Here is a 24770-nt window from a genome sequence, read left to right as displayed (position 1 = left end):
TTTACGTGAGAGGTGTGCCGTGCGGCCCCCTCATCCGCCTGCCGGCACCTTCTCCCCGAGGGGAGAAGAGATTCGCGGCAACCTCTCGATTCCTCGCGCGCCTCTCATAGGGGACACATACGTCAGAAACGGACCGTAAAGTCCGTACCCTTGCCGACTTCCGACTTGACGATCAGCCGTGCCCGGTGGCGGGTGAGGATGTGTTTGACTATGGCAAGGCCGAGGCCGGTGCCCTTCTTCGAGCGGCTGTCCTCGATGCTGACGCGGTAGAAGCGCTCGGTCAGGCGCGGCACATGCTCGGCCGGAATGCCCGGACCCTTGTCGACGATGCTGACCTCGACCGGCTGGCCGGTGCCGTTCTTCAGCCAGACATCGACGATCTCGCCCTCCTGGCCGTATTTGCAAGCATTTTCCATCAGGTTTTCGAAGACCTGGACAAGCTCGTCGCGGTCCCCCAACACCTCGACCTTGCCGTCGGGCAGATGCAGGTTGATGTCGACGCCGACATCCCTTGCCAGCGGCACCAGCGCATCTCTGACATGGCCGAGCAGCGGCACCAGGTCGATCTTCTCATCCGGGGCGATGTGCGATTTCAGCTCCAGGCGGGAGAGCGACAGCAGGTCGTCGACCAGCCTGCTCATGCGAGTCGCCTGGTCGAGCATGATATTGAGGAAACGCGCCTGCGCCTTCAGATCGTTCTTCGCCGGCCCCTGGATGGTCTCGATGAAGCCGCGCAGCGAGGCAAGCGGCGTGCGCAGCTCATGGCTGGCATTGGCGACGAAATCCGACCGCATGCGGTCGATGCGGCGGACTTCTGAAATATCGCGGAAAGAGAGGATGAAATAGCGCTCATGCGGGCCATCATCGGCCGCGAATTCAATGGGCGCGCTGCGCACGATATAGACGCGCTCGGAGGGTAGCCGCTCGGAATGCTCGATCTGGTTCGGCGCGTTGGTGGCGATGGTTTCGCGCACCATGTCGAGCACGCCGGGCGAGCGCATACGGGCCGAAATATGGGCGCCGAGCGCCACCTCTCCGAAGGCCTTTTCGGCAGCGCGGTTCTGGAAGAGCACCGAGGCGTCGTCCGACAGCAGCATGACGGGGAAATCGAGGCCGGAGAGCGTGGCGGAAACCTCCGGCAGGCGGCTTGGCGGCGCCTCCGGCTTGATCTCCACCGGCGGGGCGGGTTCGGCCTCGATGACGGGCGCCTCATTGAAAAGCGCGGTGAGGATCATCACAAGCAGGAGGACAAGCACAACCCACTTGTTCATGCCGGCGGCAAGCGCGGCGAGCGCGCTGAGGATCGCCGCAAGCAGCACCGGCCGTTCGCGCCTTATGCGCGCCAACAGGCTTTTTCTCCATGGAGTTTCGTCTGGCAAGTGCCCTCGCGGCGTCGATTCGTTTTTCTTTATATTGAACTCTGCCTGATAGCGGCAATTCATGACAGAAGTTTTCGGGCGGCCCGTCTCAAGCGAAAGGCCGCAGCCGAAACCCGCGAAAAATTACCGCCCGACTGCGAAAGATTTGATTTTCAACGGTAACTATGTTCGCCTGCGGGAAGAGAACAATCAGGCTGAGGAGGACCATATGGACGAGGACGTCGAAAACAGGGCCGTGGAGCTGGAGATCCGCGGAAAGAAACGCACCTTCGATGTCGACGATCCCATTCTGCCGGACTGGGTGGACGAGCACGCGCTGGAATCCGGCGACTTCCCCTACAAGAAGAAGCTCAAGGAAGAGGACTATCTGGAGGAGCTGGAAAAGCTGCAGATCGAACTGGTCAAGGTGCAGTTCTGGCTGCAGGCGACCGGCAAGCGGGTGATGGCGCTGTTTGAGGGGCGCGACGCTGCCGGCAAGGGTGGCGCGATCTCGGCCTCTTCGGCGCATATGAATCCACGCCTTGCCCGCGTCGTGGCGCTGACCAAGCCCACCGAGCGCGAACAGGGGCAATGGTATTTCCAGCGCTATGTCGCGCAGTTTCCGACGGCTGGCGAATTCGTGCTGTTCGACCGCTCCTGGTACAACCGCGCCGGCGTCGAGCCGGTCATGGGTTTCTGCACGCCGCAGCAATATGAGGATTTTCTCAAGCAGACGCCACAGCTCGAAAAGATCATCGCCCATGAGGGCATCTTCTTCTTCAAATTCTATCTCGATATCGGCCGCGAGATGCAGCTCAAGCGCTTCCACGACCGCAGGCATGATCCGCTGAAAGTCTGGAAACTGTCGTCGATGGACATCGCGGCGCTGACCAAATGGGGCGACTACAGCGACAAGCGCAACCGGATGCTGAAGGAAACCCATACGGATTTCGCCCCCTGGACGGTGATCCACGCCAATGACAAGCGGCGGGCGCGGCTCGAACTGATCCGCCACATGCTGAACAAGATGGATTATGACGGCAAGGACAAAAAGGCGCTCGGCTCGGTCGACGCCGAGATCATCGGCTCAGGGCCAGGTTTTCTGAAATAGGGCCACCGATTGCATCGGGACCGGGGTCACCAGCTCCGCCGGGACCGAGATCACCGGCTCTGCCGGGACCGAGATCACTGCCCCGGCAGGATGCGGATGGCGAAGAGGTTGATGCCGCGCGCCTTGCCGTCGAGATCGCTGTTGATCGTCAGCGTGCCCGGCGAATTCGGCGCCAGCGAGCGGTCGAACTTCACCTGCAGCAGCGCATCCGACTTTTCGCGGGTGACGTTGAAGCGATGGCGGGCGCAATTGCCGAGCGTCTGGAAATTGCACTCGACGGTGATCTGGGTCGGCTCGTCGGTGGTGGATTGCAGCGTCAGCGCGATCGTCGAGGATTTGCCGGCAAGCTGCTGCAGCACCGAAGGCGGAACGCTGATCGAGATATTGCCATCGGCTGTACCGCTCTCGGAAATCAACCGGACGGCGGGGCCGTCATTCTCGGCGATCTTTTCGGTGCGCGCCCGCGGGCCGCTGGTGATCTTGTCGGCGTCCTCAGGCTTGAACAGCGGGATCCAATCGGCCGAGAAACTGTTCTGCGGGTCGATGGTCACCGGCTGATCGGTATGGGAAGCGGCATTCCCGGCGCTGTCATCATTGCCGGTAAAATCCTCGGGCTGGGTGCTTGCCGGCGGATTGGCAACGCTGGTGTCGCGCTCGGCCGCCGTCATCAGCAGGCCCGAGGTATGCGCCCACCAGGCGCCGATGCCGATGAAGGCCAGCAGGACGCACCAGACGAGCAGTCTCGAAAAAAACTTGCGCGGCTTGCGGCGGCCTGCCGCCCGCTCCGGGCGGAAATCCATATTGGTGGCGCGCTGACCGCGGGCAAGGCGTTCCTCGCCGACAGGGGCGGCAGCCAGATGATCGGCGCTCCCGGCATGCACATCGTCAAGACTGGACTCGTCGCCGCGGTTCGGGGCCACGTCGGGCGCACGGGTCTCGCCTGAGACCATGGGACCGTCAAACTCATCGACACTGGCTTGGTGAACCGGCGGCGGCGGCATTTCCACCACCGGCGGCACGGGCACTTCGGGCGGCCTCTGGCGGGGGTGAAGGCGGTCGCGCTCCTCGCCCTCGATGGCGTGGATGGTGCTTTCCAGGCGGTGGCGGTGATGGGCGACGACCTCGGTGTCGGTGATATCCTGCTTGCGCAGCCCGGCTTCCAGCGCCTGGCGGGCCGACTGATAGATCCTCGCTCGAACCTCCGGATTATCGCGATCGGAATTCTCGAGCGCAGTTCTGATGGCCGTTTCTAATCCGCTCACATTCAGTCCTTCACCTTGAATTCGGCATCGGACTGCAATCCCCGCCGTTCTCCATCAAAATTCGGTAGCGTCAAGTGCGGCAAACCGCAAGCCTTGCGAGGCCGGGCCGCCGTTGATCGGCGGGGATAATCGGCAGGTTTCACCGCTTGCGGGCCTTATTCTATTAGCTTTCTCGGACGTATATATTCGGGCTGAAATCGACGAAGGCATGGCAGCCGCTCTTTTATCGCCTTTTCATCTCTGCTATGAGATTGACGTTTTCGTAAACGTCAATGGAAGCGACGAACCATGGCCCTGCCCCCGATCCTCAAGGACAGATTGAGACTGCCGGTCATCGGCTCGCCGCTGTTCATCATCTCGCATCCGGCGCTGACGCTGGCGCAATGCAAGGCGGGCATCGTGGGGGCGTTTCCGGCTCTAAACGCCCGGCCGGAAAGCCAGCTCGACGAATGGCTGGCTGAGATTACCGAGGAGCTTGCCCGCCACGACGCCGCCCATCCCGAGAGGCCGGCCGCCCCCTTTGCCGTCAACCAGATCGTCCATATGTCGAACAAGCGGCTGGAGCACGACCTCTCGCTCTGCGTCAAATACAAGGTGCCGATCGTCATCTCCTCGCTCGGCGCCGTGCCCGAGGTCAACGCCGCCGTGCATTCCTATGGCGGCATCGTGCTGCATGACATTATCAACAACCGCCACGCCCATTCGGCGATCCGCAAGGGTGCCGACGGGCTGATCGCAGTGGCGGCCGGCGCCGGCGGCCATGCCGGCACGCTGTCGCCCTTCGCGCTCGTCCAGGAAATCCGCGAATGGTTCGAAGGGCCGCTGCTACTGGCCGGCGCCATCGCCACCGGCGGTGCCATCCTTGCCGCAGAAGCAATGGGCGCCGACATGGCCTATATCGGCTCGCCCTTCATCGCCACTGAAGAGGCGCGCGCCGCCGACGCCTACAAGCAGGCGATCGTCGCAGGCGCTGCTGGCGATATCGTCTACTCCAACTATTTCACCGGCGTGCACGGCAACTACCTCAAGCCCTCGATCGTGGCTGCCGGCATGGACCCTGACAACCTGCCCTTAGCCGATGTCTCGAAGATGGATTTCGAGCAGGCTGTCGGCGGCGCCAAGGCCTGGAAGGACATATGGGGCAGCGGCCAGGGCATCAGCGCCATCAAGGCTGTCGAGCCGGTGGCAAAACTCGTCGACCGGCTGGAGGCCGAATACAAGGCGGCGCGTGCCCGGCTAACGCTCTGAGGCGCCCTTCCCGCGCCTCCCCTCTTTTTTGCCAAAGGCATGACAGGGCGCTTGAAATCTTCCAACAATGGCTGTATCAGCGCCATGCAAATCGCAGGCCGCATGCTTCGGCCGTGAGAGGCCGCTTTAGCTCAGGTGGTAGAGCACATCATTCGTAATGATGGGGTCACAGGTTCGAGTCCTGTAAGCGGCACCAAAAACCTCAACAAAATTAATAAGATATCGTTTCAGGTACGGAACGTTTCGCTTCGCGTGCTGCCTAGGGGGAAAATCTGGGGGAAAATTGGTTTTCCGTTTTCCCCGCCTCTGTGGCATTCTCCAACATGCCCGCGCCATCGAAAAGAACGCCGTCATCCGATCCGCATCGCTCCCTGCGGGCGGTGACGATCGCGAATCCGTACTACTCCCCGGCGTATGACGGTGAGGCGGGTAATCCCCGAACCGTTCCGGCGATCATCAACATCCGGGAAAGCGCCGTCACGATGCTGGCCTCACGCGGCCGGATCGACGCCGCCCAACTCGCCGCTGCGACGAGGTTCCGCGCCTTGTGGGAAGCGATGTGCCGGAGCACGCGGGCCATCGACTACAGTCGCGAGCCGGTAGATGGCGCCGGTCGTGCGGACCCGATCGGTCACCGGCAGATGCACTCGGCGCAGGAGCTTCGTCGGATTCGACCTCTGCTCGGCGAGAAGGGCTACTGGCTGGTGTCCCGAATATGCGGCGAGGGCTATTCCCTCGGTGAAGTCGTCGGTCCAGGCGCCAGCAAGCGGAGCAAGCTCAAAGCCGCCCGCGACCTCCGCGAACTCCTCGATCTGCTCTGTGAATTCTGGAACCTGTCCACCCGGCGCTGATGCTCCGCCTTGCCTCCCACGGGGCCGCCAGCGCGCGCCGTCGATCCGGCCGGGGGATTATGCTCCGTACCGAACATCGCCCGTTGCCGGCGCCCAGGAGCTGTTCAGGTAAAGGGAGCGCGGGTTGACGAAAAACCCACGCTTGCCGAAGCCGGCATCGAACTCGCAAAAGAGGATCGCAAGCTCGGCGCTTTCATTCAGTCCCGCCAGCAGGAATAACTTCATGGATGTCGGTCACGACGTAGCCCCTGGGCTCATCGCGAATATATTGAACATGCACATCTACGACAAACGCGCTTGTCAGCGGATTGACCTCTCGCGTGATTTGGCTTTTCAAGTTTTGAAAGCTTTTCCTGAAATAGACGGGCAATGGCTTGTCGTAGATATCAGGTATGATCCCTCTGTCTCCTGTGCGGCCACGCTCTTTCCCAGGCCCTCGATTTGCCTGATCGATAAAGAGCATCACCTCCCGCTTAATCTGTTCGCGAGGCACATTTTCGGACTCGTCCAAGAAGGGGGACTCAAGCGCTTTGTCGATGTTTATTGCCGCCCGGTTCAGTTCGGATTCAGTGAATTTGTATTCAACGACCACCGTTCTTTCGCCTTCGGTCCTCTCATACCGAGCATGTTTAATGCCCAATGCAGAGCCATTCTTGCCCAGAAGCGGTTTCGTAAATTCCTTGATATCTCTAGCGTCTTCTGGCGAAGGCGGCTCAATCCAAATGGACTCCGCCGGCGGCGGCGCACCTGAAAACGCTGTTACGCCCCGCCACAGTCGGCTCGTGAAATCAGCGACAATAACGGCGCCATCCATGAAGGAGAGGGTTCCCATTATCATCGCGTAAGGAGCGATCTCCATAAGAACGGAGCCGGTTTCGAGCTTCGTTACGTATAGCTTGGGGGCTGTCTCGCCGTCCTGGCGATAATGACGCTCATACATCCGAGCCAGCGCGGCAAAACTGCTGGACAAGTCGCCAAGCTCTATCGGATCACCCGGATAAAGCTCGATCACTATTCTGTCGCCCTCATGTCGAGACGATAGTTCAACCATTTGCTTTTTCCCCTCAAAGTAGGCCAATGCCGCATGACCACCTTATATCGTCAACGCTAAATTGAGGGTGACCTTGGCGGTGGCGCATACCGCGACCAGCCAAATCGGCATCGAAGAAGGAAGATGATCGCCCGTAGCGCCAGATCATTGCTACCGCCGGCGAGGCGGACCAGATGGCCGACAAAGAGTAGCTTCCAGTTTCGCGGCGCCGATGTCCCGCTCGCTGCGAAAGCGTCGCCTCAGGGTTGTCGGATCGATCTTCAGAGCGCGGTCGAAGGAAACGACCCGACAGCTCGACGCCATCATCGCGTCACTGGCGAAAAACAGCGCATGAGGAGGACGGGTTTGTTTCCACATTTCGGTTGAGTAACGGACGTGATCAGGCATAGTCAGGGCATGCTTGATCTCTCGTTTCCTTGGCCCATCGGCCCCATTCCCATAGTCATGACTGCCTGGGCCTCTTATGGTCTTTACCGTGCAGTTGTAACACGCGACGGGGTTACGGGGGCGTCAATGATTTCGGTACTGGGGCTGGTGGCATTCATGGCAGCACTAACTGCCCAAGTCGTAAAGCCCGTTATCAACCAAACACTTTCCCTGGTGATAGCCCAATTTCTCGGAACCGGTGCTTGCTTCCTGCTCGTCAAGCTACTGTGGTCCATTCAAAAAACGAAACCGGAACCATCTCTCGGGCGTCCCGACGTCAAACTCTTTCGCGGCATGGGCATCTGCCTAAGCTTCCTGATTGTCCTTGACGGGCTTTTCTTCTTATTCCCTGACGCCGGAAAGTGTAAACATTTCAGCGGGTATATGGCTGATAAGTGTGCTGGGCAGGAACTATTTTTTGGAATTCATGACCTTCCACTGGAAATTTATTTTGGAGTTGTCTTGGGCGTTCCTGCACTGGCTGCACTGATTTTAGGAATTTGGATGCTGTTTAGGACAGCTGGCCTCCCAAATGCTGACGAACCAAGTGCGAAAGACAGTGCCGGCGGTTGATGCCCGATGGTTTTGGAAGTTGATGGTAGTCCTTGGAGCTATCCGTCGCACCAGTCATTCCGATGCCTCGGGCTCCAGGTGCGCGCGAAGCCCTCCCGAAGCAGCTTCTTCCCGATCTCTTCACCGGTCGTTCGATAGATGTTGACGAGCGGCCGGTGCGACGGCGTCTTGTCGACAGCGCCGCTCAATACGATCCGCAATCCCTTTTCAGCCAGCAGCTCTTTCAGCCTGCCCTTGGCGATCAGCGCCAGCTTCCGTTCCTTGATGCACTTAGCGTGCGATCCGATCTCCGGTGTATCGATGCCCGAGACGAACGGAACACCTTCTCCCAGCAGTCGCATGTTCTGCCCGTCGCATTTCACTGTGTCGCCGTCGACGACGGTCAGCGATGCGCAGATGATGAGTCCAGCAATCATTTATTTCCCCTTGTTGCTGATCAAGAATCCGCCATAGCGGCTGTCTCCAGCTATGGCCAGGGACCTAGCTCGGATTCCGCCGATATCATTTCGATGAACTCGGCGCTGGTCAGGATTCTGGTTTCGAGGAAATACTCGCTTACGAAGGTGACGACCCAAAGCGCACTTTCGGTCTGCACTGCGAAATGAAATGATCTCATAGCTGCCTCCTTTGTGCGCAGAAGACAGCACGTCGGCGAAAGTCGGTCGACTCGCAAATCTGCGAGTCTCTCCAGCTAAAGATGCCAGCACGGATCCGAGGTCACCGCGAGACATAGCCGATGACGATGTTGGCGCCGCGGTGACCGCATTTACATTTCAGTCGCGGACCTATTGCCGAAATCATCGTATCCTTGCCGAGCCGCTTCTGAAGCGCCCAGCGGTCAAGTGACTGTTTCCGCTTGCAATCTGCGCTCCTGCAAAAGGCCACCAGCCCCTCCCACTCGGCCAGATCGCCAAGAGCGCGATCACCGTTCCGCGCTTCCTCGGGATTCACGTACCCGCGCCGCCGCGCCCATTCTTCCGGGCTGTGGTGATAGGTAAGTTTGCACCGCTCGTAGTATTTGTTTTCGGTTCGCTGGCAAGGGAAGCGCTCTCGTCTATGTCGGGGGCGTTGGAACCGGCTTCAACGACCGATCCGCCGCCGAACTCCGTGAGCAGATGGACAAGCTGATCATCGCCAAGCCCTCCGTCGACACCGGGAGGAAGCGGAATGCGGTCTTCGTCCGGCCGGAGCTTGTTGCCGAGATCCAATACGGAGGCTGGACGCATGACGCGAAGCTGCGGCATGCGTCATATAAGGGGCTGCGGGACGCTGCTGATAATCCGGCGGTTTATCAAATCGAGTGAGACATCCGGAATAGGGCAGGTGCCGAGGCGCGACGCCGCTGCCGGTTGGTCGGGAGGCATACGACAGGATCGCCTACCCAAACAGTGAAAGAGCGGCTCTAGGGAGGGACAAGCATGTTTATCAGCGTGATTTCGGCCGAAGGCGATAGTCAGATGTGGGTCAACTCCGACCACATCGTCGCCGTCAGGCAGGCCAGTTCGGCCGGCCCCAATCAATGCGTCCTGGAATGCGTCGCATTCAAAGAAGGACCATCGTCCATCAAGCTCAACATGTCGGTCGGACGGGTCATTTCCCTAATCGAGCAGGCAAACCTGCGCTATCAGCGCGCTGCCCGCCGCAGAACGGCTATTTAGCGAAATCTCGAACCGGAAAGCCGTTCGGAGGAACTGGGGCGATGCGAGCATCAGCAAACTGCGAAGGTTAGAAAGCCGCTGCAAACACCGGTCGGCGGAGTGAATGATTTTGCGAAAGCAGATTTCGCGTCTTTGGACGAAGCGCGCGCGGAAGCCATGTTGGTTGCTCAGGAACTTATGAAGAGGGCGGCCAGCGACGCGATTTTTGTAAAGGCCGGGCGCATCGACGCCGTTTAGGCGTTCGAAACTTAGGTCCACCTTTATACAACCTAGGACGGTAAAAATCACCGTATAATCCTAAGGGTAGTCTTAAAGTGATCGATCTGATAGTTTTCGTGTCCGCCTTACCAATCCAACAAGGCGCAACAGTGGAGATCGTTATGACCGATAACTCTAAGACTCCTTCCGCCAAGAAGGACCAAGCCGGCTATCAACAGAACGGGCAGCAAGCCGTGAGGCCCAGCGAAGGCACCGGCGACGTGAGTGGTGACTGGTTGGGCGGACCGCAAAACGGAATGGAGAAGAAGGCGCCGAAAGGTTCACTAACGGGCGGGTCCGGTGACTGGTTGGGCGGTCCGCAAAACGGAGTGGAAGACGAAGTCAATGATCGTGGTCGTGTCCCCGCAGACGACATAAATGAGAAGAAGGCGCCGAAGGGTTCCCTTTCGGGCGGCGTGGATGAGCAGGAAGGCGGCGGTCCAGACGTTTGACCCCTCTCGCTGAGCTCTGGCGGCTGGCAACGCGCCGCTGATGCCTCGCGTTGCCGCCTGCGGAGCCCGACAGCGCGGTTCGCGGGCATGGGCGGGGAAAGAGATAGCGGCGCGGAAATGGCCGCGTAGGAACGCCTTCAGTGGTGAGGTTGGCGGGTAGGCCGCCCGTTGCGGGATCTACGGCAAGCGCCGGGGAAGTCATCCGGTAAAGCCGCCCTCATCCTTGCGGTAGCGGATCGGCGGCGGTTGCTCGTTTCAATCGAGCCTTGATGGATAGCCACGTCCTCATGGCCTTTTTATTCCGGCGCTTCTGGTTGCAGGCAAAACAGACAAGATGAAGGTTTTCGAGGCGACCATTTCCGCCTTGGCTTGCGGGCTTGATGTGATCCCATGTGGCCAAGTTGTCGATCCTCTGAAACTTTCCGCGTTTTCGATCCTTGTTATGCAATCCGGGAAGTACCATGGCCTCTCCGCAAATACCGCATTGCCCGGCCTGAAGCTCAAATGCGCGTCGCTTGCGTCCGTGTTTGTACTTTGCGAGTTTGCTCAAACGATCACTGTCCTGCTGCAATGCTTGGTTGCTGTAGCTGTCAACTCGCCTAGAAGGCGGGGTTGACCTTCCCGTCGAACGGCGGTTCCCCGCCGCGTCGGCCTGTGCCCGATGGTCGACGGCGCTATTCGGGCGTGCCCGGCCTGTCTACCAACTTCTCGACCAGTCGCCTAAGCTCCGCCGGAGTGGTATGGCCGGCCACTACCTCGTAGTAGCCGATCCCAGCACGTCGTAGCGCTTCTTTCTTGACCGCATCACGCGCGGCTGCTGCCCCCTGATGATGCGCGCCGCCCTGATATTCGATGGCGTGTCGCGGCTGGCAATCGCCGTCCACCAGCAGCAAGTCGACCCGTTTCGAGTTGATGCAACTGTGCGCGGCCGCATCCTTGCTGCGGATGACCTCGCCCAACGATACTTGTGCCATCACCTGCCATGCCGGGTTGCAGCCAATGACGATGCGGTCAAGTTCCTTGAATACGCGCGCTTCGCTCTTGTTGAGAAGCGGCTGAATTGCGAAGGTCGCGCCCATAACGATCCGCAACTGGTCAGCAGCATCGGTTTTTTTTGAAGGCTCCGGTATAGGTATCGGAGGCCAAGGCCCAGTGGCGATGCTCGCCCCACTTTTTTTCTCCCAGCGGGGGCGGTTCTTTTCCCGCCATGCCTGCCTTCGCATCTTGGACCGGAACTGTTCGACGGCCATCCCCATGAAGACGCCTACAAACAGGACCACGATTAGGACCGGAAAGAAAGGCGTCTCGATTAGTGCAAGAACCTCAGCAGGGCGGTCGTAAATGGTCATGCCGCCCGCAGAGCCCACCGCGAGCGCTCCAATAAACAGTCCAGGTGCCGTGAAAGGCACCCACCTCTTTTGCGGATTGTCCATGCCCCGCTCCCCCTTGCGCGCCAAGATCGTAAACGGGCGGGCACATTGGTGGAAAGCTATCCAAAAGCGTTAGGGGCGCGGCGGAGGCACATACTGCGACCATCCAAACCGCGCCTGCAACGTGAACCGGATCGCCTTGAAGGCGACGGCGCCCTGGCCCCCGGCGATGCGGAGGAGCTGGCCAATAAGAGCGGCTTCAAGTTTCGCGGCGCCGATGTCCAGCTCGCGCCTGTAGTGCTTCCTGGCCGTCTTTTGGCTGATTGCGAGAATGCGGCAGATTTGCGCCTGTGGAACGCCCTCGGCCGTGAGAATTAGCACCAGACGACGTTGCATGTCCGTCGGGTGATGCGGGGGTCTACCAGGGTGTTTTTCGGGTGCTTCATCCATAGACGGGAAATATACGCATGTGGGTTGGCAACTGCCACTGAAGTGGTGACTGGCTGATCGGTTGCGCCCCGGGGTTGAAATCATGCGTCAGTTCCACTTTGATGGCAGGGGCGATCATTGCTCTATGGCCCGGAGACCTCAATGGATATGACCACCCCCAGCGGACGCCTTTTTGGCCTGTCCTTCATAATACTCTGGGTGTTGCTGGTGATCCTGATCTTTAGCGCCGTGCGTCAGGCGTTGAGTGCAGAGCCAAAGGAAGATGACCTGTCCCGCGTGCAGGATCGTTCACGTGGACGCATGACCCGGTATCTGCTCGAAAACGACAGGCAGCTTAGGGACGCGACTCAGGCCCTCGAGGCCAAGGCCTAGTCCTATTTTGCGCGCCGCATCGGCAAAATCCATTTGGCCGCGCTGGCCTTCTTTGTCGTGACAACAGCGTTTCTGGCGATCTGGAATCGGCATGAGGCCAAGATGCAACGGGCATCCCAAATGCAAGTTACGTCGCCGTTGCAGCACAATAAATGACTGATTTGGTGGCGGTGCTATAATCTGCGAAATGTACCTGGCCTGATGTTTCGTCAGCTTCAAAAAATCTCCGGATGAGGGTGCACGCGGGTCTTCTGGCGCTTTGCCTTTTAAGCTTCGACCCGCCCCCCTACGCCGTTGGGGTACGGAACCTACGCCAGATGGCGGAATGGAAGTGGACAACCTGTGCGGATATTTTGATGCCATGAAGGTCATCCAACGAACTATACCCTCAATGCTAATCGTCGTCTGTGGTTTCCTTCCGGGATGCTGGCAGTTGGAATGTGATTCTCCGATGCCTGCACTGCTGCGCGATTTACGCGCTACGGAAGGCTGGTGGAGCCAGGGGTGCCCACCTCCCGAAGACTTCCGCCGTCAACCTTCGAAGGAAGCGGATTCGCCGGAGCTTTCGGGACGAATGCGATCGCGGTTTCCGCCAGGGAGTGATGCGATGGCTATGGAGCGATATTTGCAGGCGGAGGGATTCCAGATTTCCTCCCCTTGCGGCAAGCGCGCTCCGCGAGTGCGTCAAGCTCATTTTCATCAAGAAGGTTGCCCATATCCGATGAATGCCAAGATAGCTTGGGAAAGAGCGGAGGACGGCAAATTAGCCTGGATCAAAACTCACGTATCTTACAAATATCCCTAGTAGCCGATCCACTGGCGATAAGGGTCGGAGACCGCCTCTCTCTATCCAAGCCGATCGACAACCGCCTTTCATCAAGCACTGATATCGGCCCAGGGGCGCTACGTTATTGAAGCCGCGCCGAGGGTGCATCGAGTTGGGTGAGGCCCCGGCGAATCTCGCTCAGGCATTTGGACTTCCAACTTGCTCCTTCCTCCCGGCGGATTGCGACGTGAGCGGCAATCTCGTCCTCCGATGCGCCCTTGTCGGCCAGGAGCAATTCGTCATGCGAGATCGCCTTCTCGATCTGTCGTTCGAGCGACGCGGCGGTCCGTGCTATTAGGTCGTCGAGGGTCATTGTTGGCGTCCTTCCACCTTTTTACGCGCGCGGGGTTCGCCCTTTTGAGAAAGCTGCCAAAGGGCGGTGTTTGAGCCGGGTTGAATGCCCGCGGGCACGTCATCAAGCGCTGTCCACATCGCCCCAGCAAAGGTAATCACGCTGCCCTTTCGGTATCCCATCGCCCGCTGGTAGCAGCCGGCATAACGGACGCCGCCAGCTTCGAGTTCGGCGACGCGGGCAGAGAGTGCCGTCAGTTTTGCCCCTGTAGCGGCGGTCGTGGCGGCGATGAGCGCATGAACACACCTGGTACTCAAGGGCCTTCGAAGTTCCTCCGGTGAGTACGCAGCATTCAGACCGGCTTTGATCTCGGCGGCACGCGCTGCGATCATGGCGAGTTCCTGGTCCTCGTCCTTATCAGTCACGGCCCCACACTCCGACAACTTCTTCGACCTCGGCGCCCGACATGCTGCGGCGATCATCAAGGACCAGCGCTAGTTTTTCTATCTCTTCACGGTGTTCGAGAACGAAACGGTCGGCGAGCACAGAAAGCGCGCTGCGCATCTCCTCGGGGTCGTCCGCCCATGAGCCTAAAAAGACCGAATGCTCCAGCAGCAGTTGATCCGATGTCGACATTCCGGTGTTTGGCGCCGCAGCTTGGCCGGGTAGCGCCACGACCGCGTATGCTACGGCGACGGCTGCGTGATGACTGCCCTGTTCGAGGCAGTCGCCGGGCGGATCGAGAGTAACCGCACCGTCGGCTGATGCTTGGCGGACACGAATTCTATGCCGGACGGCGGCGACGCAATGGGCGGCCTCATGGACTGCAACTTCGCTCAAATTCCTTTCGCTCATTTGCCAAGCATAGCAAAACTCCGGCACCCGAGGCGTTATGCGTCAGCATCCGGGCGGCAGAGGACCTGGATTATCCTATTGAGCCCACGCCGCAATGCTTCGTCATCGTCGGCGTCGCGCGGGCTTAGAAAATGCAACCTCTCCAGCGCGGCGGCGAGTTCGACCTCGTCGATCTCAATTTGGAGCACGCGGCGGCCGGCTTTTCGCCGGTGCCGATGGCGGCGCTGACGTTCTGCGGCACCCATTGTTCACCAACCCTGCCCCTGGTCGCCGTACCGCAGGTCGCCCACACCGGACGCCAACCGGCTGCGATCAGCGCAAGGCCCTTTTCGACGCCTTCCGCGATGCCGACGCCGCCGAGGGAAATGTCCCGGCAGAGCTTGACGGCCTGTCCGGCTGTAGGACCGAGAGCGAGCTTGCGACGGTCACCATGATAACGGTCGACGCGGATTCGAAGGACCGCCGTCGGCTCGGCCTCAAGGCCGGGGTCGTCTTCGGTTGGCGAGAAGCGCGCAAGCAGCGCCGGCACGCACTCGCCGCTGAACGGGCAATTCCTATGAAAGCGGAAGACCGGCAGCTGATCTTCGCATACCCGGTCATCAGCCTTGGACAGTGGCAAAGCTCATCCCGCGTCAAATGGTAACGGGAACGTTCGCTCCATGAGCGAATAACACGGTCTTCTGCTTCAGGCACAAATCGGTCCAACGGCGATTGTGATGGACGATCTATGTCTATCTTCGCGTGTGCACGCTCGCAGAACTGATTGCCTTTCAACGCTTTGTGGAGCACCATCATCGGCACAGCCGGGGGATGGAACAATGGGACAGCTCACGAGTGCGGAGCGGGGGTTCGCGGCAGCTATACTTATCGCTTTGATGGTAGTTGGTGTCGCGATGGCGGCCGCTGGCCGCTTTGATCCCATCGGCATTCACGGCGCCATCGTCCTTGTGTATTGCGGCGCGTTGTTCTGCTACATCCTGACTTCGGCTTTCGACGAAGAACCGGATGCTTCGCGCTTTTCCAGCTACTATGACGATCCGATCAAGGTCGGCGTGGCCTTCACATTGGCGTGGGCGATCTTTGGCATGTTCATCGGCGTTTGGGCAGCTGCACAGCTTGCCTGGCCGAGCCTGAATTTCGATACGGCGTGGTCGAGCTTCGGCCGTATACGGCCCGCCCATACGACAGGGGTGATCTTCGGCTTCGGCGGAAACGCGTTGATCGCGACATCATTCCATGTCGTTCAGCGAACATCGCGCGCAAGGTTGGCCGATCAACTCTCGCCGTGGTTCGTGATCTTCGGCTTCAACCTCTTCTGTCTGATCGCGGTCAGCGGGTATTTCATGGGCGTTACCCAGTCCAAGGAATACGCGGAAGCGGAATGGTATGCCGATCTCTGGCTCGTGATCGTTTGGATCGCCTATTTCGCGCTCTTCGTACGCACCTTGGCGCGGCGCAAGGAACCCCACATCTACGTGGCCAACTGGTATTATCTCGCCTTCATCATCGTGGTGGCGATCCTCCATATCGTCAACAACCTGGCAGTGCCGGTATCGTTCGGACACGCCAAAAGCTACACGGTCTGGCCCGGTGTACAGGATGCGATGGTCCAGTGGTGGTACGGTCACAACGCCGTGGCGTTTTTTCTGACGTCGGGCTTCCTAGGGATGCTCTACTATTATCTGCCGATCCGCGCTGAGCGGCCGATTTTTTCCTATCGATTGTCCATTCTCAGCTTCTGGGGGATTACCTTCTTCTACATGTGGGCGGGGTCCCACCATCTCCATTACACCGCGCTGCCTATCTGGGTGCAAAACCTTGGAATGACGTTCTCGGTCATGCTGCTCGTTCCGTCGTGGGCGTCGGCCGGGAACGCGTTGCTCACGTTGAACGGGGCTTGGCATCGCGTGCGTGACGACGCCACTCTTCGCTTCATCATGATGGCGGCGTTCTTCTATGGGCTGTCGACATTCGAAGGGTCTTTTATGGCAATCAGACCCGTCAACTCACTGTCTCATTATACCGATTGGACAGTCGGACACGTTCATGCCGGTGCGCTGGGCTGGGTTGCCATGATAACGTTCGGCGCGTTCTACACACTCGTTCCATCGATCTGGAAACGCGAAAGGATGTATTCTGCAGCCCTGGTCGAAGTCCATTTCTGGTTGGCGCTTGCAGGCACACTCATCTACGTCTTCGCCATGTGGAATTCCGGCATTATCCAGGGATTGATGTGGCGCACATATTCAGCCGACAACACCTTGGTCTATTCATTCGTCGACAGTCTGCTGGCGATGTATCCCTACTACATCGCACGCGCTTTCGGAGGGCTGCTTTTCCTCCTTGGGGCGATCGTGGCGAGCTTTAATATCTGGATGACCGTCCGAACGGCTCCCGCCGCGGGAGCAGTTCACGATGCGCCCCTGACTTCAGGCATTCTCGAAAACGCACCGGCGGAGTGAGAGATGAGCGAACGTCTGCATGGAAGACTGGAACGGACGGCCGTCGGGTTCATGCTGGCTATCGTTGTGGCGGGAAGCGTCGGCGGGCTTGTCGAGATCGCCCCGCTGTTCACGATCCACGAGACGGTCGAGGACGCCCCCGACATGAGAGTGTACACACCCCTCGAGGCGGCGGGCCGGAACATCTATGTGCGAGAAGGCTGCTACGCCTGCCACAGCCAGATGATCAGAACGCTGCGGGACGAGGTCGAGCGGTACGGTCCTTATTCTCTTGCGGTCGAATCCAAGTATGACCATCCCATGTTGTGGGGATCAAAGCGCACGGGTCCCGATCTGGCGCGCATCGGTGGGAAGTATTCAGATCTCTGGCACGTGGCCCATTTGATCAACCCTCGCGAGGTCGTCCCGGAATCCAACATGCCGTCCTATCAATGGTTGGCGACAACCCCGCTCGATCTGGGCGATCTGCGTGACCAACTGGCGGCCCTGAGAACCGTGGGAGTGCCTTATACGGATGACATGGTCGCAAACGCATCTGCCGATGCCTTCGGCCAAGCCAATCCAGACAGCGAACAGTCCTCTGGCGTCACGGAACGCTATGGGCAAGACACGCAGGTCTCCGCGTTTGACGGCGTAAAAACCAGCGTGACTGAAATGGACGCCATGGTCGCGTATCTGCAGGTGCTAGGCCGGCTCACAAAGGCTGCCTACCAGAACACTGCGGCACCGGAGCAGATGCCGAACCCCAACAATTGATTGCTCAGGGGATTTGAAATGGATCTTACCCACGAAACCATGTTGGAACTGTCCAAGGTTTGGGGCCTGTTCTATCTCATTCTGTTTTCGATCGGGGTGATCATCTACACCTTCTGGCCTTCCAACAAGGCGCGTTTCGATCGGGCGGAAACGGACATATTCGACAAGGACGACACCCCATGGCGATAGAGGAAGTCGATCCCGTAACAGGCCGGAAGACGACGGGACACATTTGGAATGGCATCAAGGAGCTCGATACTCCTGTACCGCGCGGGGTTCTGCTTTTCCTGATCATCACGCACCTGTTCGCCGCTCTCTGGTGGATACTGTATCCGACCTGGCCGCTTGGAAGCACGTATACGCGGGGCCTGATCGGTACGGGTCAAAAGCAGGCGGTAGAGCGAAAGATCATAGAAGCCGATGCTTCGCGCGCGCCCTGGATCGAGAAGATCGAGACCAGTTCCTTTGATGAAATCCGTGCCGACGAAAAGCTGATGGAGAAGGTGGCCTCCAGCGGCCACCAGTTGTTCGGAGACAACTGCGCCGCCTGTCATGGACGGGACGGCAAGGGCGGACGAGACTTCCCCGATCTTACCGATGACGACTGGCTTTGGGGTGGGGGACCAGAAAAGATCGTCCAGACCATGACGGTGGGAGTCAATACGACGCACTCGCAAAGCCGCGTGTCGCAGATGCCTGCGTTCGGAACAGACGAAATGCTCAACCGAAAACAGGTGAGCGACGTCGCCGCCTATGTCTATTCGTTGAGCAATACGTCCATCGAATCCGTAGACGCCAGCCAGATAGCTGCTGGCCGCGAGGTGTTCATGGCTAGCTGCGTGGCATGCCACGGCGAAGATGCCAAAGGTAAACAGGATGTCGGTGCGCCGAACCTGACCGATGGCCGCTGGATTTACGGCGGAGGTATCGAACGGATCGTCCAGTCGATCCATGGCGGACGGCAGGGACATATGCCCACGTGGGACGAACGCCTAAGTCCAGCTGAGATAAAGATACTCGCGCTTTATGTGAACAAGTTGGGTGGAGGTCAGCAGTGATGTCCGAAGCGAAGAGACCTATACCACGCGTTTTCAAGTGGCTGCTGATCGGACTGACCGGCGCGATCTTTGTCGGCGCTAACGCCCATTTTGTTTACATGGCGATCGCCACCCAGCCCGCCTGCATCGAGCATATCAAAGAAAAAGGCCAGCAACCCAACCAATTCAGGGCCGCCGCTTCAGCTTGCTGAACGCGCGAGGAGGATCAGATGCCGCAGGACGACACTTCCGGCCGATATCGGAGCGAGGTATCAGGAATACAGGAGACGATGAATCCCAAGTGGCAGCGGCATCTGCCCCTCGGTGCACCTCTCGGTTGGCTTGGCCAAGGCTGGCAGGACTTGATCCGACAACCCTGGCCAAGTCTGGCCTACGGGTTCGTGGTGTTCTTACTCGCGTTGGCGGCCACCGTGATGCTGTTTCGGCTCGAGCGCGACTATCTTCTCTTTCCCGCATTGGCGGGTTTATTGATCGTCGCGCCGCTCTTTGCCGCCGGGCTCTATGTCAAGAGCAGGAGTTTGGCGAACGGGGAGCGCATCACGCTTCGTGAGATGTTATTCGTCCGGCCGAGAGCTGGGGGGCAGGTGTTTTTCACGGGAATGCTGCTGTGCATGGTGATGCTGCTCTGGATGAGGGCGGCGGTCATTATCTACGCGCTCTTTTTCGGCGTTAATCCGTTCCCCGGCCTTGATGGCGTAGCAAGGCTATTGGTCACCACCCCCTCGGGCTGGGGCATGCTGATCGTCGGCTTGTGTGTCGGCGCATTGTTCGCTGGATTTGCTTTTGCAATCGGGGTCTTCTCAATCCCGATGCTTCTGGATGAGCGCATTGACGCCTTCACAGCGATGGGCGTCAGCGTTGTCATGGTCTGGAACAACATGGGACCGTCAATGGTCTGGGGCGCGATCGTACTCGCCCTCTTCCTCGCCAGCCTGCTGACGGGACTTGTCGGACTGATCGTCGTTTTTCCTTTGCTCGGCCACGCCACATGGCATGCCTACAAGGCAATGAGGTAGCGGGGAACGGACAATGACCTGCTGCGCGTCAATTGCGTCGTCGCTCCACGAGCCCGGACCAAGAAGGCCGGGTGTGGACGAGGTTGCGTTGGCAAGCAGGGATTTGGGCAATGGTCTCAGGCAGATCACCCTGTCCGTCCCGGACATGCGATGCGGCGCATGCATGGCGCTTCTGGAATCGACCCTTGGCAAGCACCCCGACGTTTACATGGCGCGCGCCAATCTGACGGCGAAGCGTTTGACCATCCATTGGCACGCAGAAAATGGTTCGCCGCCCGATTTTGCCGCCCTTATCGGAACGATCGGTTACACGGCCGTCTTGCCAGCGGAAGGCCGCGATCAACCGGACGGTGAGATACCAGGCCTGTTGCGCGCGCTGGCAGTCGCCGGCTTTTGCTCGATGAACATCATGGTGTTGTCCGTATCGGTCTGGGCGGGCGCAGACCCGGCAACACGTCAGACGCTCCACCTGATGTCGGCCGCGCTCGCACTACCGGCCGTTATCTACTCCGGGGCGACATTCTACCGGTCGGCGTGGCGGGCGCTCGCGCACGGTCGGGCAAACATGGATGTGCCGGTCAGCATCGGCGTCCTGCTCTCGTTCGGTCTCAGCGTATACGACACGTTCGCCGAAGGACGGCAAGCCTACTTCGAGGCCAGTACCTCGTTGATCTTCATTTTGCTCGTCGGACGCACGCTGGACCATCTGATGCGACGGCGGGCGCGATCGGCGGCGGCGTCTCTGGCCGACATGATGCCGAAAGGCGCGAATGTGATACGCGCGGACGGACGGATCGAATATGTTCCGCTGAGCGACATCGTTTCCGGCACCCGCACCCTGATTGCCGCCGGCGATAGAATTCCGGCCGACGGGACGATTCTCTCCGGCCTGTCGGACCTTGACCGTTCATTGCTGACGGGAGAGAGCCGTTGGGAGACGGTTGGACCAGGCGGACAGGTTCGCGCGGGAGATTTGAATGTCGGCCATCCCCTGACTGTCGAAGCCACCGCCGCACCGGGAGATTCGACACTCGCCGAGCTGCATAGGATGCTGGAAGCCGTCGAGGACGGCCGGTCCCAATACCGGATACTCGCCGACAGGGCCGCGCGTCTTTATGCTCCCGTTATCCACGGACTGTCGGTGCTGACATTCCTTTCGTGGTTTGCGGTGACGCAGGACATCCACCTCGCCCTGACGATTTCGATTTCGGTCTTGATCATTGCCTGCCCTTGTGCGCTGGGGCTGGCGGTTCCGATGGTTCAGGTCGTTGCAGCACGCAGATTGTTCACACAGGGCATCGTGGCACGGGACGGCTCGGCATTGGAACGTTTGGCGGAAATCGACACCGTCGTTTTCGACAAGACCGGTACGCTGACGCAATACGAGCCGACGCTGTTGACCGGGAACTGGACCGGACCACTGGAATTTTCACTGGCTGCGTCGCTGTCGCGGTTTTCGAGCCATCCGATGTCGAGAGCGATCGCGGATTACGCCTCACGACGCGAGTGGGAGGCCCTCGCGCTCGATGACGTCCGGGAAATACCCGGCAACGGTCTCGAGGCGACTTTCCGAGGGGAAGTTTATCGACTTGGGCGAGCGGCATGGGCGGCGAGCGGCGATGCAGATGACCGGACTGCCGCAGCTTCTACTGTCGTCCTGACGCGACAAGGAGAAATCCTCGCCTCTTTCGTGTTTGGAGAGAAGGTTCGAGCCGGGTCGGCGATGGCGGTGCAGTTCTTGAAGAGCCGCGGCATCGCCGTCGTAATGCTGACAGGCGATGTCCCCGAAGCGGCGCTTGCAGTGGCACGGGAAGTCGGAATCGACTCGGTAAAAGCAGCCGCCCTCCCCAAGCACAAGGCCGAGGCGATCAACGCGTTGCGCAATCTCGGACGCAAGGTGATGATGATTGGTGACGGAATAAACGACGCTGTCGCGCTCAAGACGGCGCATGTTTCCATGGCTCCGGCGTCAGGAAGCGACATCGGTCGCAGCGCCGCCGATTTCATCCTGCTCAATGGAAACATGGACGGAATAAAGGTCGCACTGACGACGGCAGGTCGTGCGGCCGTGCTGATCCGCCAAAATTTCGCTTTGGCTATCGTCTACAATGCGTGCAGCATTCCTCTCGCGCTGTTGGGTTATGCCAACCCGCTCATCGCCGCGATAGCGATGTCGACGTCGTCGATATTGGTCGTCGCGAATGCGATGAGGCTTGAGATCGACGGCACGCCACCAGAGCGGGAAATGCAGAGGATAAATAAGCTGGCGGGAGTGGGATAAATGAGCGCATTGTCGTTTCTGATACCCATAGCTCTGTTCCTGGGCATGGCCGGGCTTGGCGCCTTCCTTTGGTCCCTGCGCAACGGTCAGTACGAAGATCTGGATGGCGCGGCAGAAAGGATATTGTCCGAAAAGGACGACAAGCCTCTCGGCGGCTGAAGGATCGATTGTAAATGCTTTGAAGGAGGGTCGAATGGAAGACACGGATAGCCAGTCTCCGCCGGTTGAACATGATACCGCCCAAGCGTCACGCATCCGTACCATTGATCCATCGGAGGCTGTGACGGCGGTTGCCATTGTCTTGGGCATCCTTGGCGGAGCAATCGGCGTCGTTTTCACATTCGTCCTGGCCGATGCATCCAGTGTTGGCTCCTGGATCGCCTACTGCCTCATTGCGGCGTTGGCGGGCGGCTCTGCAGGGATCGTCGTTGGCGGAATGTTTGGAGCGATTTTCGCGGTAACCAGGGGAACAACGGTACCCGCCCACAGTGATCGTCAGGGCTGAAGAGGCTAGGCCGCGGTCACCGCCTCCGGCGCAATAGTGCCAACCAGCCCAACCCATCCCGGAACAATGCTCCCGCGGATCAAGTTTTCTCCCTGAGACAACCAGCATGGAGAAGATCATGTCCTGCAAGTTCATCGCGATATCATTGCTTTCGATCGGTCTCGCCGGCCCGGCGCTGGCGCAGACGGCCGGGGGTGCGGATGCCAATGGGCGGCTTTCGGTGGCGCCGATCATTGGCGGATCGGGGAGTTCGGGCGCCGGTTCGGCCGGCACCGGGTCGGCTGGCACTGGGTCTGTCGGCGGCGGTGCAACGGGTACCGGGTCTGTCGGAACCGATCCCGGCACCACCGGCAGCACGACCGGCAATGGCGGCGTCGATCTCAACAGCGGCCGAAGCACGATCAATCCCGGCGGGGTCAATCCCAACCTGCAACAGACACCGGGTTGCACCGGGGGAAGCGCGGACACCGGCTCGCTTGGCGAGGCATGCCCGCAATGAGGATGAGGCGATTATTCGCCTTCCCTCCTGATCAAACGAAGGTCCGGGCGGAATGGCGCCGGGCCTTCGTTTTCGACCGACCTTCCTTCAAATGACCCGAAAACAAATGCCCTCATGAGAAACCAGTCGCGGCCTGCTTTACCGGCCGGCCCCGAGGACGTAAAAGGACGCTATCACTCCGCAAGCGGCGCATCGCCCCACACCAAAGCCAGCCTGCCGATATTTCCGGCATCTGCGGAGCACCCGAAGAGGATCGTCATGTCGAATGCAGCGCAACGCTCGAACCGCGTGCTTATCGTCGCCACCATCATGCTCGCGACCTTCATGGTGGCGATCGAGGCAACGATCGTGGCGACCGCAATGCCACGCATCGTCGGGCAGCTCGGCGGCTTTTCCTATTACAGCTGGGTGTTTTCGGCTTTTCTGCTGGCGCAGTCGACGACCACTGTTATCTACGGCAAGCTTTCCGACATCTTTGGGCGCAAGCCGGTGCTGATCGGCGGCATCCTGATCTTCCTGGTCGGCTCGCTGCTCTGTGGGCTTGCCTGGTCGATGATGTCGCTGGTGCTGTTCCGGCTGCTGCAGGGGCTGGGCGCCGGCGCCATCCAGCCGGTGACGACGACGATCATCGGTGATCTCTTCAAGCTCGAGGAACGCGGCCGCGTACAGGGCTTCATGGCGACCGTCTGGGCGACCTCGGCCGTCGTCGGGCCGCTTGCCGGCGGCATCATCGTCGACAACATCTCCTGGGCCTGGATCTTCTGGATCAACCTGCCGATCGGCATCATCTCGATCATCGCCTTCATGATCTTCCTGAAGGAGGACGTGGCGCACAAGCAGGCGAAGATCGATTACCTCGGCTCGGTGCTGTTTTCGATCTCGATCGTGGCACTTCTCGTCATGCTGACGGAAACCGATGCCAGCGCCTGGATCCTGCTGTCGCTTTTTGCCGTCTTCGTGGTCGCGGGCATCCTCTTCCTCGCCCAGGAGAGGCGGGCGCCAGAGCCGATCATTTCGATCCCGCTCTGGAGCCGAAGGCTGATTGCGACCAGCAATGCGGCAACGCTGCTTGCCGGCATGGCGTTGATCGGGCTTTCGACAATCCTGCCGATCTATGTGCAGGGCGTGCTCGGCCGTTCGCCTGTTGTCGCCGGCTTCACGCTCACCATGCTCGTCGTCGGCTGGCCGTTGGCGGTGATCCTTTCCGGCCGCTTCTACAAGGCCTTCGGCATCCGCCGCACTTTGCGCGTCGGCAGCCTGATGTTTCCCTTCGGCGCCTCTTTCCTTCTGTTCCTGACACCAGAGAGTTCGCCGGTCGTTGCCGGCGCCGGCTCCTTCTTCATGGGCTTCGGCATGGGTCTCATCAGCCTCACCAGCATCGTGCTGGTGCAGGACAGCGTCGAATGGTCGATGCGCGGCAGCGCTACCGCCTCGATCATCTTTTCCCGCAGCCTCGGCAATACGCTCGGCGCCACCGTACTCGGCGCCATCCTCAATGCCGGCATCAACCACTATGCGAGCGGCGAGGCGGCGGCCGGCCTGCATGAGGCGCTGAACCAGCCGACCGGGCTTTCGGCGCTCGCCGCCGATCCGGCGATCCGCTCGATCTTCAATGCGGCCCTGCACTGGAGCTTCTGGGGTGTGGTCGTTGTTGCGGTGCTCACCTTCTTCACCACCTGGCTGATCCCGGTCGGTCATGGCCAGAAGCGCGAGGCGGCGGCGGTCGCAAGCGAGGCGGCCTCGCATTAAGCGGTTCAACCGTTCGGTGCGACTTAGGTAA

General features: G+C 59.8%; 30 protein-coding genes, 1 tRNA gene and 1 pseudogene. 20 read left to right on the top strand and 12 right to left on the bottom strand.

Annotation, left to right across the window (positions count from 1 at the left end; genetic code table 11):
• Positions 1-122: 122 nt before the first annotated feature.
• The gene (phoR, locus tag ELH03_RS00965) at positions 123-1346 is read right to left on the bottom strand and encodes a phosphate regulon sensor histidine kinase PhoR (RefSeq protein ID WP_130765875.1); all 1224 of its coding nucleotides are present in this window, start codon (positions 1344-1346) and stop codon (positions 123-125) included.
• Positions 1347-1587: 241 nt separating this feature from the next.
• Here phoR and ppk2 point away from each other — a divergent pair, with 241 nt between their 5' ends.
• The gene (ppk2, locus tag ELH03_RS00960; protein WP_130765874.1) at positions 1588-2469 is read left to right on the top strand and encodes a polyphosphate kinase 2; all 882 of its coding nucleotides are present in this window, start codon (positions 1588-1590) and stop codon (positions 2467-2469) included.
• A 74-nt stretch (positions 2470-2543) separates the two neighbouring features.
• On the opposite strand, the gene ELH03_RS00955 is transcribed toward ppk2, so the two are convergent.
• Positions 2544-3731: a regulator gene (locus ELH03_RS00955; protein ID WP_130765873.1), complete on the bottom strand. Its 1188-nt coding sequence runs from the start codon at positions 3729-3731 to the stop codon at positions 2544-2546.
• A 288-nt stretch (positions 3732-4019) separates the two neighbouring features.
• On the opposite strand from ELH03_RS00955, the gene ELH03_RS00950 reads away from it, so the two are divergent.
• The 3 genes from ELH03_RS00950 to ELH03_RS00940 all read left to right on the top strand — a co-directional run bounded on the left by ELH03_RS00950 (position 4020) and on the right by ELH03_RS00940 (position 5830).
• Positions 4020-4979, top strand: coding sequence for an NAD(P)H-dependent flavin oxidoreductase (locus ELH03_RS00950; protein WP_128400895.1), 960 nt, complete (start codon positions 4020-4022; stop codon positions 4977-4979).
• Positions 4980-5099: 120 nt separating this feature from the next.
• Positions 5100-5175, top strand: a tRNA-Thr gene (locus ELH03_RS00945).
• A 127-nt stretch (positions 5176-5302) separates the two neighbouring features.
• Positions 5303-5830 (top strand): hypothetical protein, encoded by a 528-nt coding sequence (locus tag ELH03_RS00940; RefSeq protein ID WP_130765872.1) that lies wholly within the window; start codon positions 5303-5305, stop codon positions 5828-5830.
• 193 nt (positions 5831-6023) lie between these two features.
• On the opposite strand, the gene ELH03_RS00935 is transcribed toward ELH03_RS00940, so the two are convergent.
• Positions 6024-6881, bottom strand: a complete 858-nt coding sequence (locus ELH03_RS00935; RefSeq protein WP_130765871.1) for a hypothetical protein — start codon at positions 6879-6881, stop codon at positions 6024-6026.
• Between the two features lie 513 nt (positions 6882-7394).
• Here ELH03_RS00935 and ELH03_RS00925 point away from each other — a divergent pair.
• Positions 7395-7880: a hypothetical protein gene (locus ELH03_RS00925; RefSeq protein WP_245504869.1), complete on the top strand. Its 486-nt coding sequence runs from the start codon at positions 7395-7397 to the stop codon at positions 7878-7880.
• A gap of 38 nt (positions 7881-7918) precedes the next feature.
• On the opposite strand, the gene ELH03_RS00920 is transcribed toward ELH03_RS00925, so the two are convergent.
• Together ELH03_RS00920 and ELH03_RS37215 are read right to left on the bottom strand one after the other, a co-directional pair.
• Complete coding sequence (locus ELH03_RS00920; protein WP_130765869.1) at positions 7919-8296, bottom strand: thermonuclease family protein; 378 nt, start codon at positions 8294-8296, stop codon at positions 7919-7921.
• 50 nt (positions 8297-8346) lie between these two features.
• A complete protein-coding gene (locus tag ELH03_RS37215) occupies positions 8347-8496 on the bottom strand; it encodes a hypothetical protein (RefSeq protein WP_165420512.1) in 150 nt (49 codons plus the stop codon).
• Positions 8497-8911: 415 nt separating this feature from the next.
• Here ELH03_RS37215 and ELH03_RS00910 point away from each other — a divergent pair.
• The 3 genes and pseudogenes from ELH03_RS00910 to ELH03_RS00900 all read left to right on the top strand — a co-directional run.
• Positions 8912-9184, top strand: a pseudogene (locus ELH03_RS00910) (ATP dependent DNA ligase); the annotation flags it as partial.
• A 114-nt stretch (positions 9185-9298) separates the two neighbouring features.
• Positions 9299-9538 (top strand): hypothetical protein, encoded by a 240-nt coding sequence (locus ELH03_RS00905; RefSeq protein WP_130765867.1) that lies wholly within the window; start codon positions 9299-9301, stop codon positions 9536-9538.
• Positions 9539-9918: 380 nt separating this feature from the next.
• Positions 9919-10248, top strand: a complete 330-nt coding sequence (locus ELH03_RS00900) for a hypothetical protein (RefSeq protein WP_130765866.1) — start codon at positions 9919-9921, stop codon at positions 10246-10248.
• A 217-nt stretch (positions 10249-10465) separates the two neighbouring features.
• Here ELH03_RS00900 and ELH03_RS00895 read toward each other — a convergent pair whose 3' ends face one another.
• The 3 genes from ELH03_RS00895 to ELH03_RS00885 all read right to left on the bottom strand — a co-directional run bounded on the left by ELH03_RS00895 (position 10466) and on the right by ELH03_RS00885 (position 12014).
• A complete protein-coding gene (locus ELH03_RS00895) occupies positions 10466-10798 on the bottom strand; it encodes an HNH endonuclease (RefSeq protein WP_130765865.1) in 333 nt (110 codons plus the stop codon).
• Between the two features lie 124 nt (positions 10799-10922).
• On the bottom strand, positions 10923-11681 hold the full coding sequence (locus ELH03_RS00890; protein WP_130765864.1) for a DUF2726 domain-containing protein: 759 nt from the start codon (positions 11679-11681) through the stop codon (positions 10923-10925).
• A 69-nt stretch (positions 11682-11750) separates the two neighbouring features.
• Entirely contained in the window at positions 11751-12014 is a 264-nt protein-coding gene (locus ELH03_RS00885) for a hypothetical protein (RefSeq protein WP_130765863.1), read from the bottom strand.
• A 195-nt stretch (positions 12015-12209) separates the two neighbouring features.
• Here ELH03_RS00885 and ELH03_RS00880 point away from each other — a divergent pair, with 195 nt between their 5' ends.
• A complete protein-coding gene (locus ELH03_RS00880) occupies positions 12210-12440 on the top strand; it encodes a hypothetical protein (protein ID WP_130765862.1) in 231 nt (76 codons plus the stop codon).
• A 908-nt stretch (positions 12441-13348) separates the two neighbouring features.
• On the opposite strand, the gene ELH03_RS00875 is transcribed toward ELH03_RS00880, so the two are convergent.
• From ELH03_RS00875 to ELH03_RS00860, 4 genes are all read right to left on the bottom strand, one after another.
• Complete coding sequence (locus ELH03_RS00875; protein ID WP_130765861.1) at positions 13349-13579, bottom strand: hypothetical protein; 231 nt, start codon at positions 13577-13579, stop codon at positions 13349-13351.
• A complete protein-coding gene (locus ELH03_RS00870) occupies positions 13576-13983 on the bottom strand; it encodes a transposase (RefSeq protein WP_130765860.1) in 408 nt (135 codons plus the stop codon). The genes ELH03_RS00875 and ELH03_RS00870 overlap by 4 nt, the downstream gene beginning before the upstream one ends.
• Positions 13976-14398: a hypothetical protein gene (locus ELH03_RS00865; protein WP_245504868.1), complete on the bottom strand. Its 423-nt coding sequence runs from the start codon at positions 14396-14398 to the stop codon at positions 13976-13978. Before ELH03_RS00865 ends, ELH03_RS00870 begins: the two co-directional genes overlap by 8 nt.
• Positions 14399-14537: 139 nt before the next feature.
• Positions 14538-14942 carry a hypothetical protein gene (locus ELH03_RS00860; RefSeq protein ID WP_245511811.1) on the bottom strand — a complete coding sequence of 135 codons (405 nt, stop codon included), beginning with the start codon at positions 14940-14942 and terminating at the stop codon, positions 14538-14540.
• Positions 14943-15231: 289 nt separating this feature from the next.
• Between ELH03_RS00860 and ccoN the strand changes: the two genes are divergently transcribed.
• The 11 genes from ccoN to ELH03_RS00805 all read left to right on the top strand — a co-directional run bounded on the left by ccoN (position 15232) and on the right by ELH03_RS00805 (position 24739).
• On the top strand, positions 15232-16875 hold the full coding sequence (ccoN, locus tag ELH03_RS00855; RefSeq protein ID WP_130765858.1) for a cytochrome-c oxidase, cbb3-type subunit I: 1644 nt from the start codon (positions 15232-15234) through the stop codon (positions 16873-16875).
• Positions 16876-16878: 3 nt separating this feature from the next.
• Positions 16879-17631 carry a cytochrome-c oxidase, cbb3-type subunit II gene (gene ccoO, locus ELH03_RS00850; RefSeq protein WP_011650325.1) on the top strand — a complete coding sequence of 251 codons (753 nt, stop codon included), beginning with the start codon at positions 16879-16881 and terminating at the stop codon, positions 17629-17631.
• An 18-nt stretch (positions 17632-17649) separates the two neighbouring features.
• Positions 17650-17820 carry a CcoQ/FixQ family Cbb3-type cytochrome c oxidase assembly chaperone gene (locus ELH03_RS00845; protein ID WP_003546168.1) on the top strand — a complete coding sequence of 57 codons (171 nt, stop codon included), beginning with the start codon at positions 17650-17652 and terminating at the stop codon, positions 17818-17820.
• Positions 17811-18689 carry a cytochrome-c oxidase, cbb3-type subunit III gene (gene ccoP / locus ELH03_RS00840; RefSeq protein WP_128400893.1) on the top strand — a complete coding sequence of 293 codons (879 nt, stop codon included), beginning with the start codon at positions 17811-17813 and terminating at the stop codon, positions 18687-18689. The genes ELH03_RS00845 and ccoP overlap by 10 nt, the downstream gene beginning before the upstream one ends.
• Positions 18689-18880 (top strand): hypothetical protein, encoded by a 192-nt coding sequence (locus tag ELH03_RS00835; protein ID WP_128400892.1) that lies wholly within the window; start codon positions 18689-18691, stop codon positions 18878-18880. Before ccoP ends, ELH03_RS00835 begins: the two co-directional genes overlap by 1 nt.
• A gap of 18 nt (positions 18881-18898) precedes the next feature.
• The gene (locus tag ELH03_RS00830; protein ID WP_128400891.1) at positions 18899-19705 is read left to right on the top strand and encodes a DUF2189 domain-containing protein; all 807 of its coding nucleotides are present in this window, start codon (positions 18899-18901) and stop codon (positions 19703-19705) included.
• Positions 19706-19718: 13 nt separating this feature from the next.
• Positions 19719-21986: a heavy metal translocating P-type ATPase gene (locus ELH03_RS00825; RefSeq protein WP_130765857.1), complete on the top strand. Its 2268-nt coding sequence runs from the start codon at positions 19719-19721 to the stop codon at positions 21984-21986.
• A complete protein-coding gene (gene ccoS / locus ELH03_RS00820; RefSeq protein WP_128400889.1) occupies positions 21987-22145 on the top strand; it encodes a cbb3-type cytochrome oxidase assembly protein CcoS in 159 nt (52 codons plus the stop codon).
• A gap of 34 nt (positions 22146-22179) precedes the next feature.
• Entirely contained in the window at positions 22180-22491 is a 312-nt protein-coding gene (locus tag ELH03_RS00815) for a hypothetical protein (RefSeq protein WP_130806637.1), read from the top strand.
• A gap of 118 nt (positions 22492-22609) precedes the next feature.
• Complete coding sequence (locus ELH03_RS00810) at positions 22610-22990, top strand: hypothetical protein (RefSeq protein WP_128400887.1); 381 nt, start codon at positions 22610-22612, stop codon at positions 22988-22990.
• Positions 22991-23248: 258 nt separating this feature from the next.
• Positions 23249-24739 carry an MDR family MFS transporter gene (locus tag ELH03_RS00805; RefSeq protein WP_128400886.1) on the top strand — a complete coding sequence of 497 codons (1491 nt, stop codon included), beginning with the start codon at positions 23249-23251 and terminating at the stop codon, positions 24737-24739.
• Positions 24740-24770: the final 31 nt, after the last annotated feature.

This window comes from Rhizobium beringeri (assembly GCF_004306515.1).
Lineage (GTDB): Bacteria > Pseudomonadota > Alphaproteobacteria > Rhizobiales > Rhizobiaceae > Rhizobium > Rhizobium beringeri.
Note: the sequence above shows the minus strand (reverse complement) of the source record. Positions and strands in the feature narration are given on the sequence as shown.

Coding starts and splice junctions, on each gene's coding strand:
- ppk2 (WP_130765874.1), top strand. CDS start 1,588: ATGGACGAGGACGTCGAAAACAGGGCCGTGGAGCTGGAGATCCGCGGA.
- ELH03_RS00950 (WP_128400895.1), top strand. CDS start 4,020: ATGGCCCTGCCCCCGATCCTCAAGGACAGATTGAGACTGCCGGTCATC.
- ELH03_RS00940 (WP_130765872.1), top strand. CDS start 5,303: ATGCCCGCGCCATCGAAAAGAACGCCGTCATCCGATCCGCATCGCTCC.
- ELH03_RS00935 (WP_130765871.1), bottom strand. CDS start 6,881: ATGGTTGAACTATCGTCTCGACATGAGGGCGACAGAATAGTGATCGAG.
- ELH03_RS00925 (WP_245504869.1), top strand. CDS start 7,395: ATGATTTCGGTACTGGGGCTGGTGGCATTCATGGCAGCACTAACTGCC.
- ELH03_RS00920 (WP_130765869.1), bottom strand. CDS start 8,296: ATGATTGCTGGACTCATCATCTGCGCATCGCTGACCGTCGTCGACGGC.
- ELH03_RS37215 (WP_165420512.1), bottom strand. CDS start 8,496: ATGAGATCATTTCATTTCGCAGTGCAGACCGAAAGTGCGCTTTGGGTC.
- ELH03_RS00905 (WP_130765867.1), top strand. CDS start 9,299: ATGTTTATCAGCGTGATTTCGGCCGAAGGCGATAGTCAGATGTGGGTC.
- ELH03_RS00900 (WP_130765866.1), top strand. CDS start 9,919: ATGACCGATAACTCTAAGACTCCTTCCGCCAAGAAGGACCAAGCCGGC.
- ELH03_RS00890 (WP_130765864.1), bottom strand. CDS start 11,681: ATGGACAATCCGCAAAAGAGGTGGGTGCCTTTCACGGCACCTGGACTG.
- ELH03_RS00885 (WP_130765863.1), bottom strand. CDS start 12,014: ATGCAACGTCGTCTGGTGCTAATTCTCACGGCCGAGGGCGTTCCACAG.
- ELH03_RS00880 (WP_130765862.1), top strand. CDS start 12,210: ATGGATATGACCACCCCCAGCGGACGCCTTTTTGGCCTGTCCTTCATA.
- ELH03_RS00875 (WP_130765861.1), bottom strand. CDS start 13,579: ATGACCCTCGACGACCTAATAGCACGGACCGCCGCGTCGCTCGAACGA.
- ccoN (WP_130765858.1), top strand. CDS start 15,232: ATGGGACAGCTCACGAGTGCGGAGCGGGGGTTCGCGGCAGCTATACTT.
- ccoO (WP_011650325.1), top strand. CDS start 16,879: ATGAGCGAACGTCTGCATGGAAGACTGGAACGGACGGCCGTCGGGTTC.
- ELH03_RS00845 (WP_003546168.1), top strand. CDS start 17,650: ATGGATCTTACCCACGAAACCATGTTGGAACTGTCCAAGGTTTGGGGC.
- ccoP (WP_128400893.1), top strand. CDS start 17,811: ATGGCGATAGAGGAAGTCGATCCCGTAACAGGCCGGAAGACGACGGGA.
- ELH03_RS00835 (WP_128400892.1), top strand. CDS start 18,689: ATGTCCGAAGCGAAGAGACCTATACCACGCGTTTTCAAGTGGCTGCTG.
- ELH03_RS00830 (WP_128400891.1), top strand. CDS start 18,899: ATGCCGCAGGACGACACTTCCGGCCGATATCGGAGCGAGGTATCAGGA.
- ELH03_RS00825 (WP_130765857.1), top strand. CDS start 19,719: ATGACCTGCTGCGCGTCAATTGCGTCGTCGCTCCACGAGCCCGGACCA.
- ccoS (WP_128400889.1), top strand. CDS start 21,987: ATGAGCGCATTGTCGTTTCTGATACCCATAGCTCTGTTCCTGGGCATG.
- ELH03_RS00815 (WP_130806637.1), top strand. CDS start 22,180: ATGGAAGACACGGATAGCCAGTCTCCGCCGGTTGAACATGATACCGCC.
- ELH03_RS00810 (WP_128400887.1), top strand. CDS start 22,610: ATGTCCTGCAAGTTCATCGCGATATCATTGCTTTCGATCGGTCTCGCC.
- ELH03_RS00805 (WP_128400886.1), top strand. CDS start 23,249: ATGTCGAATGCAGCGCAACGCTCGAACCGCGTGCTTATCGTCGCCACC.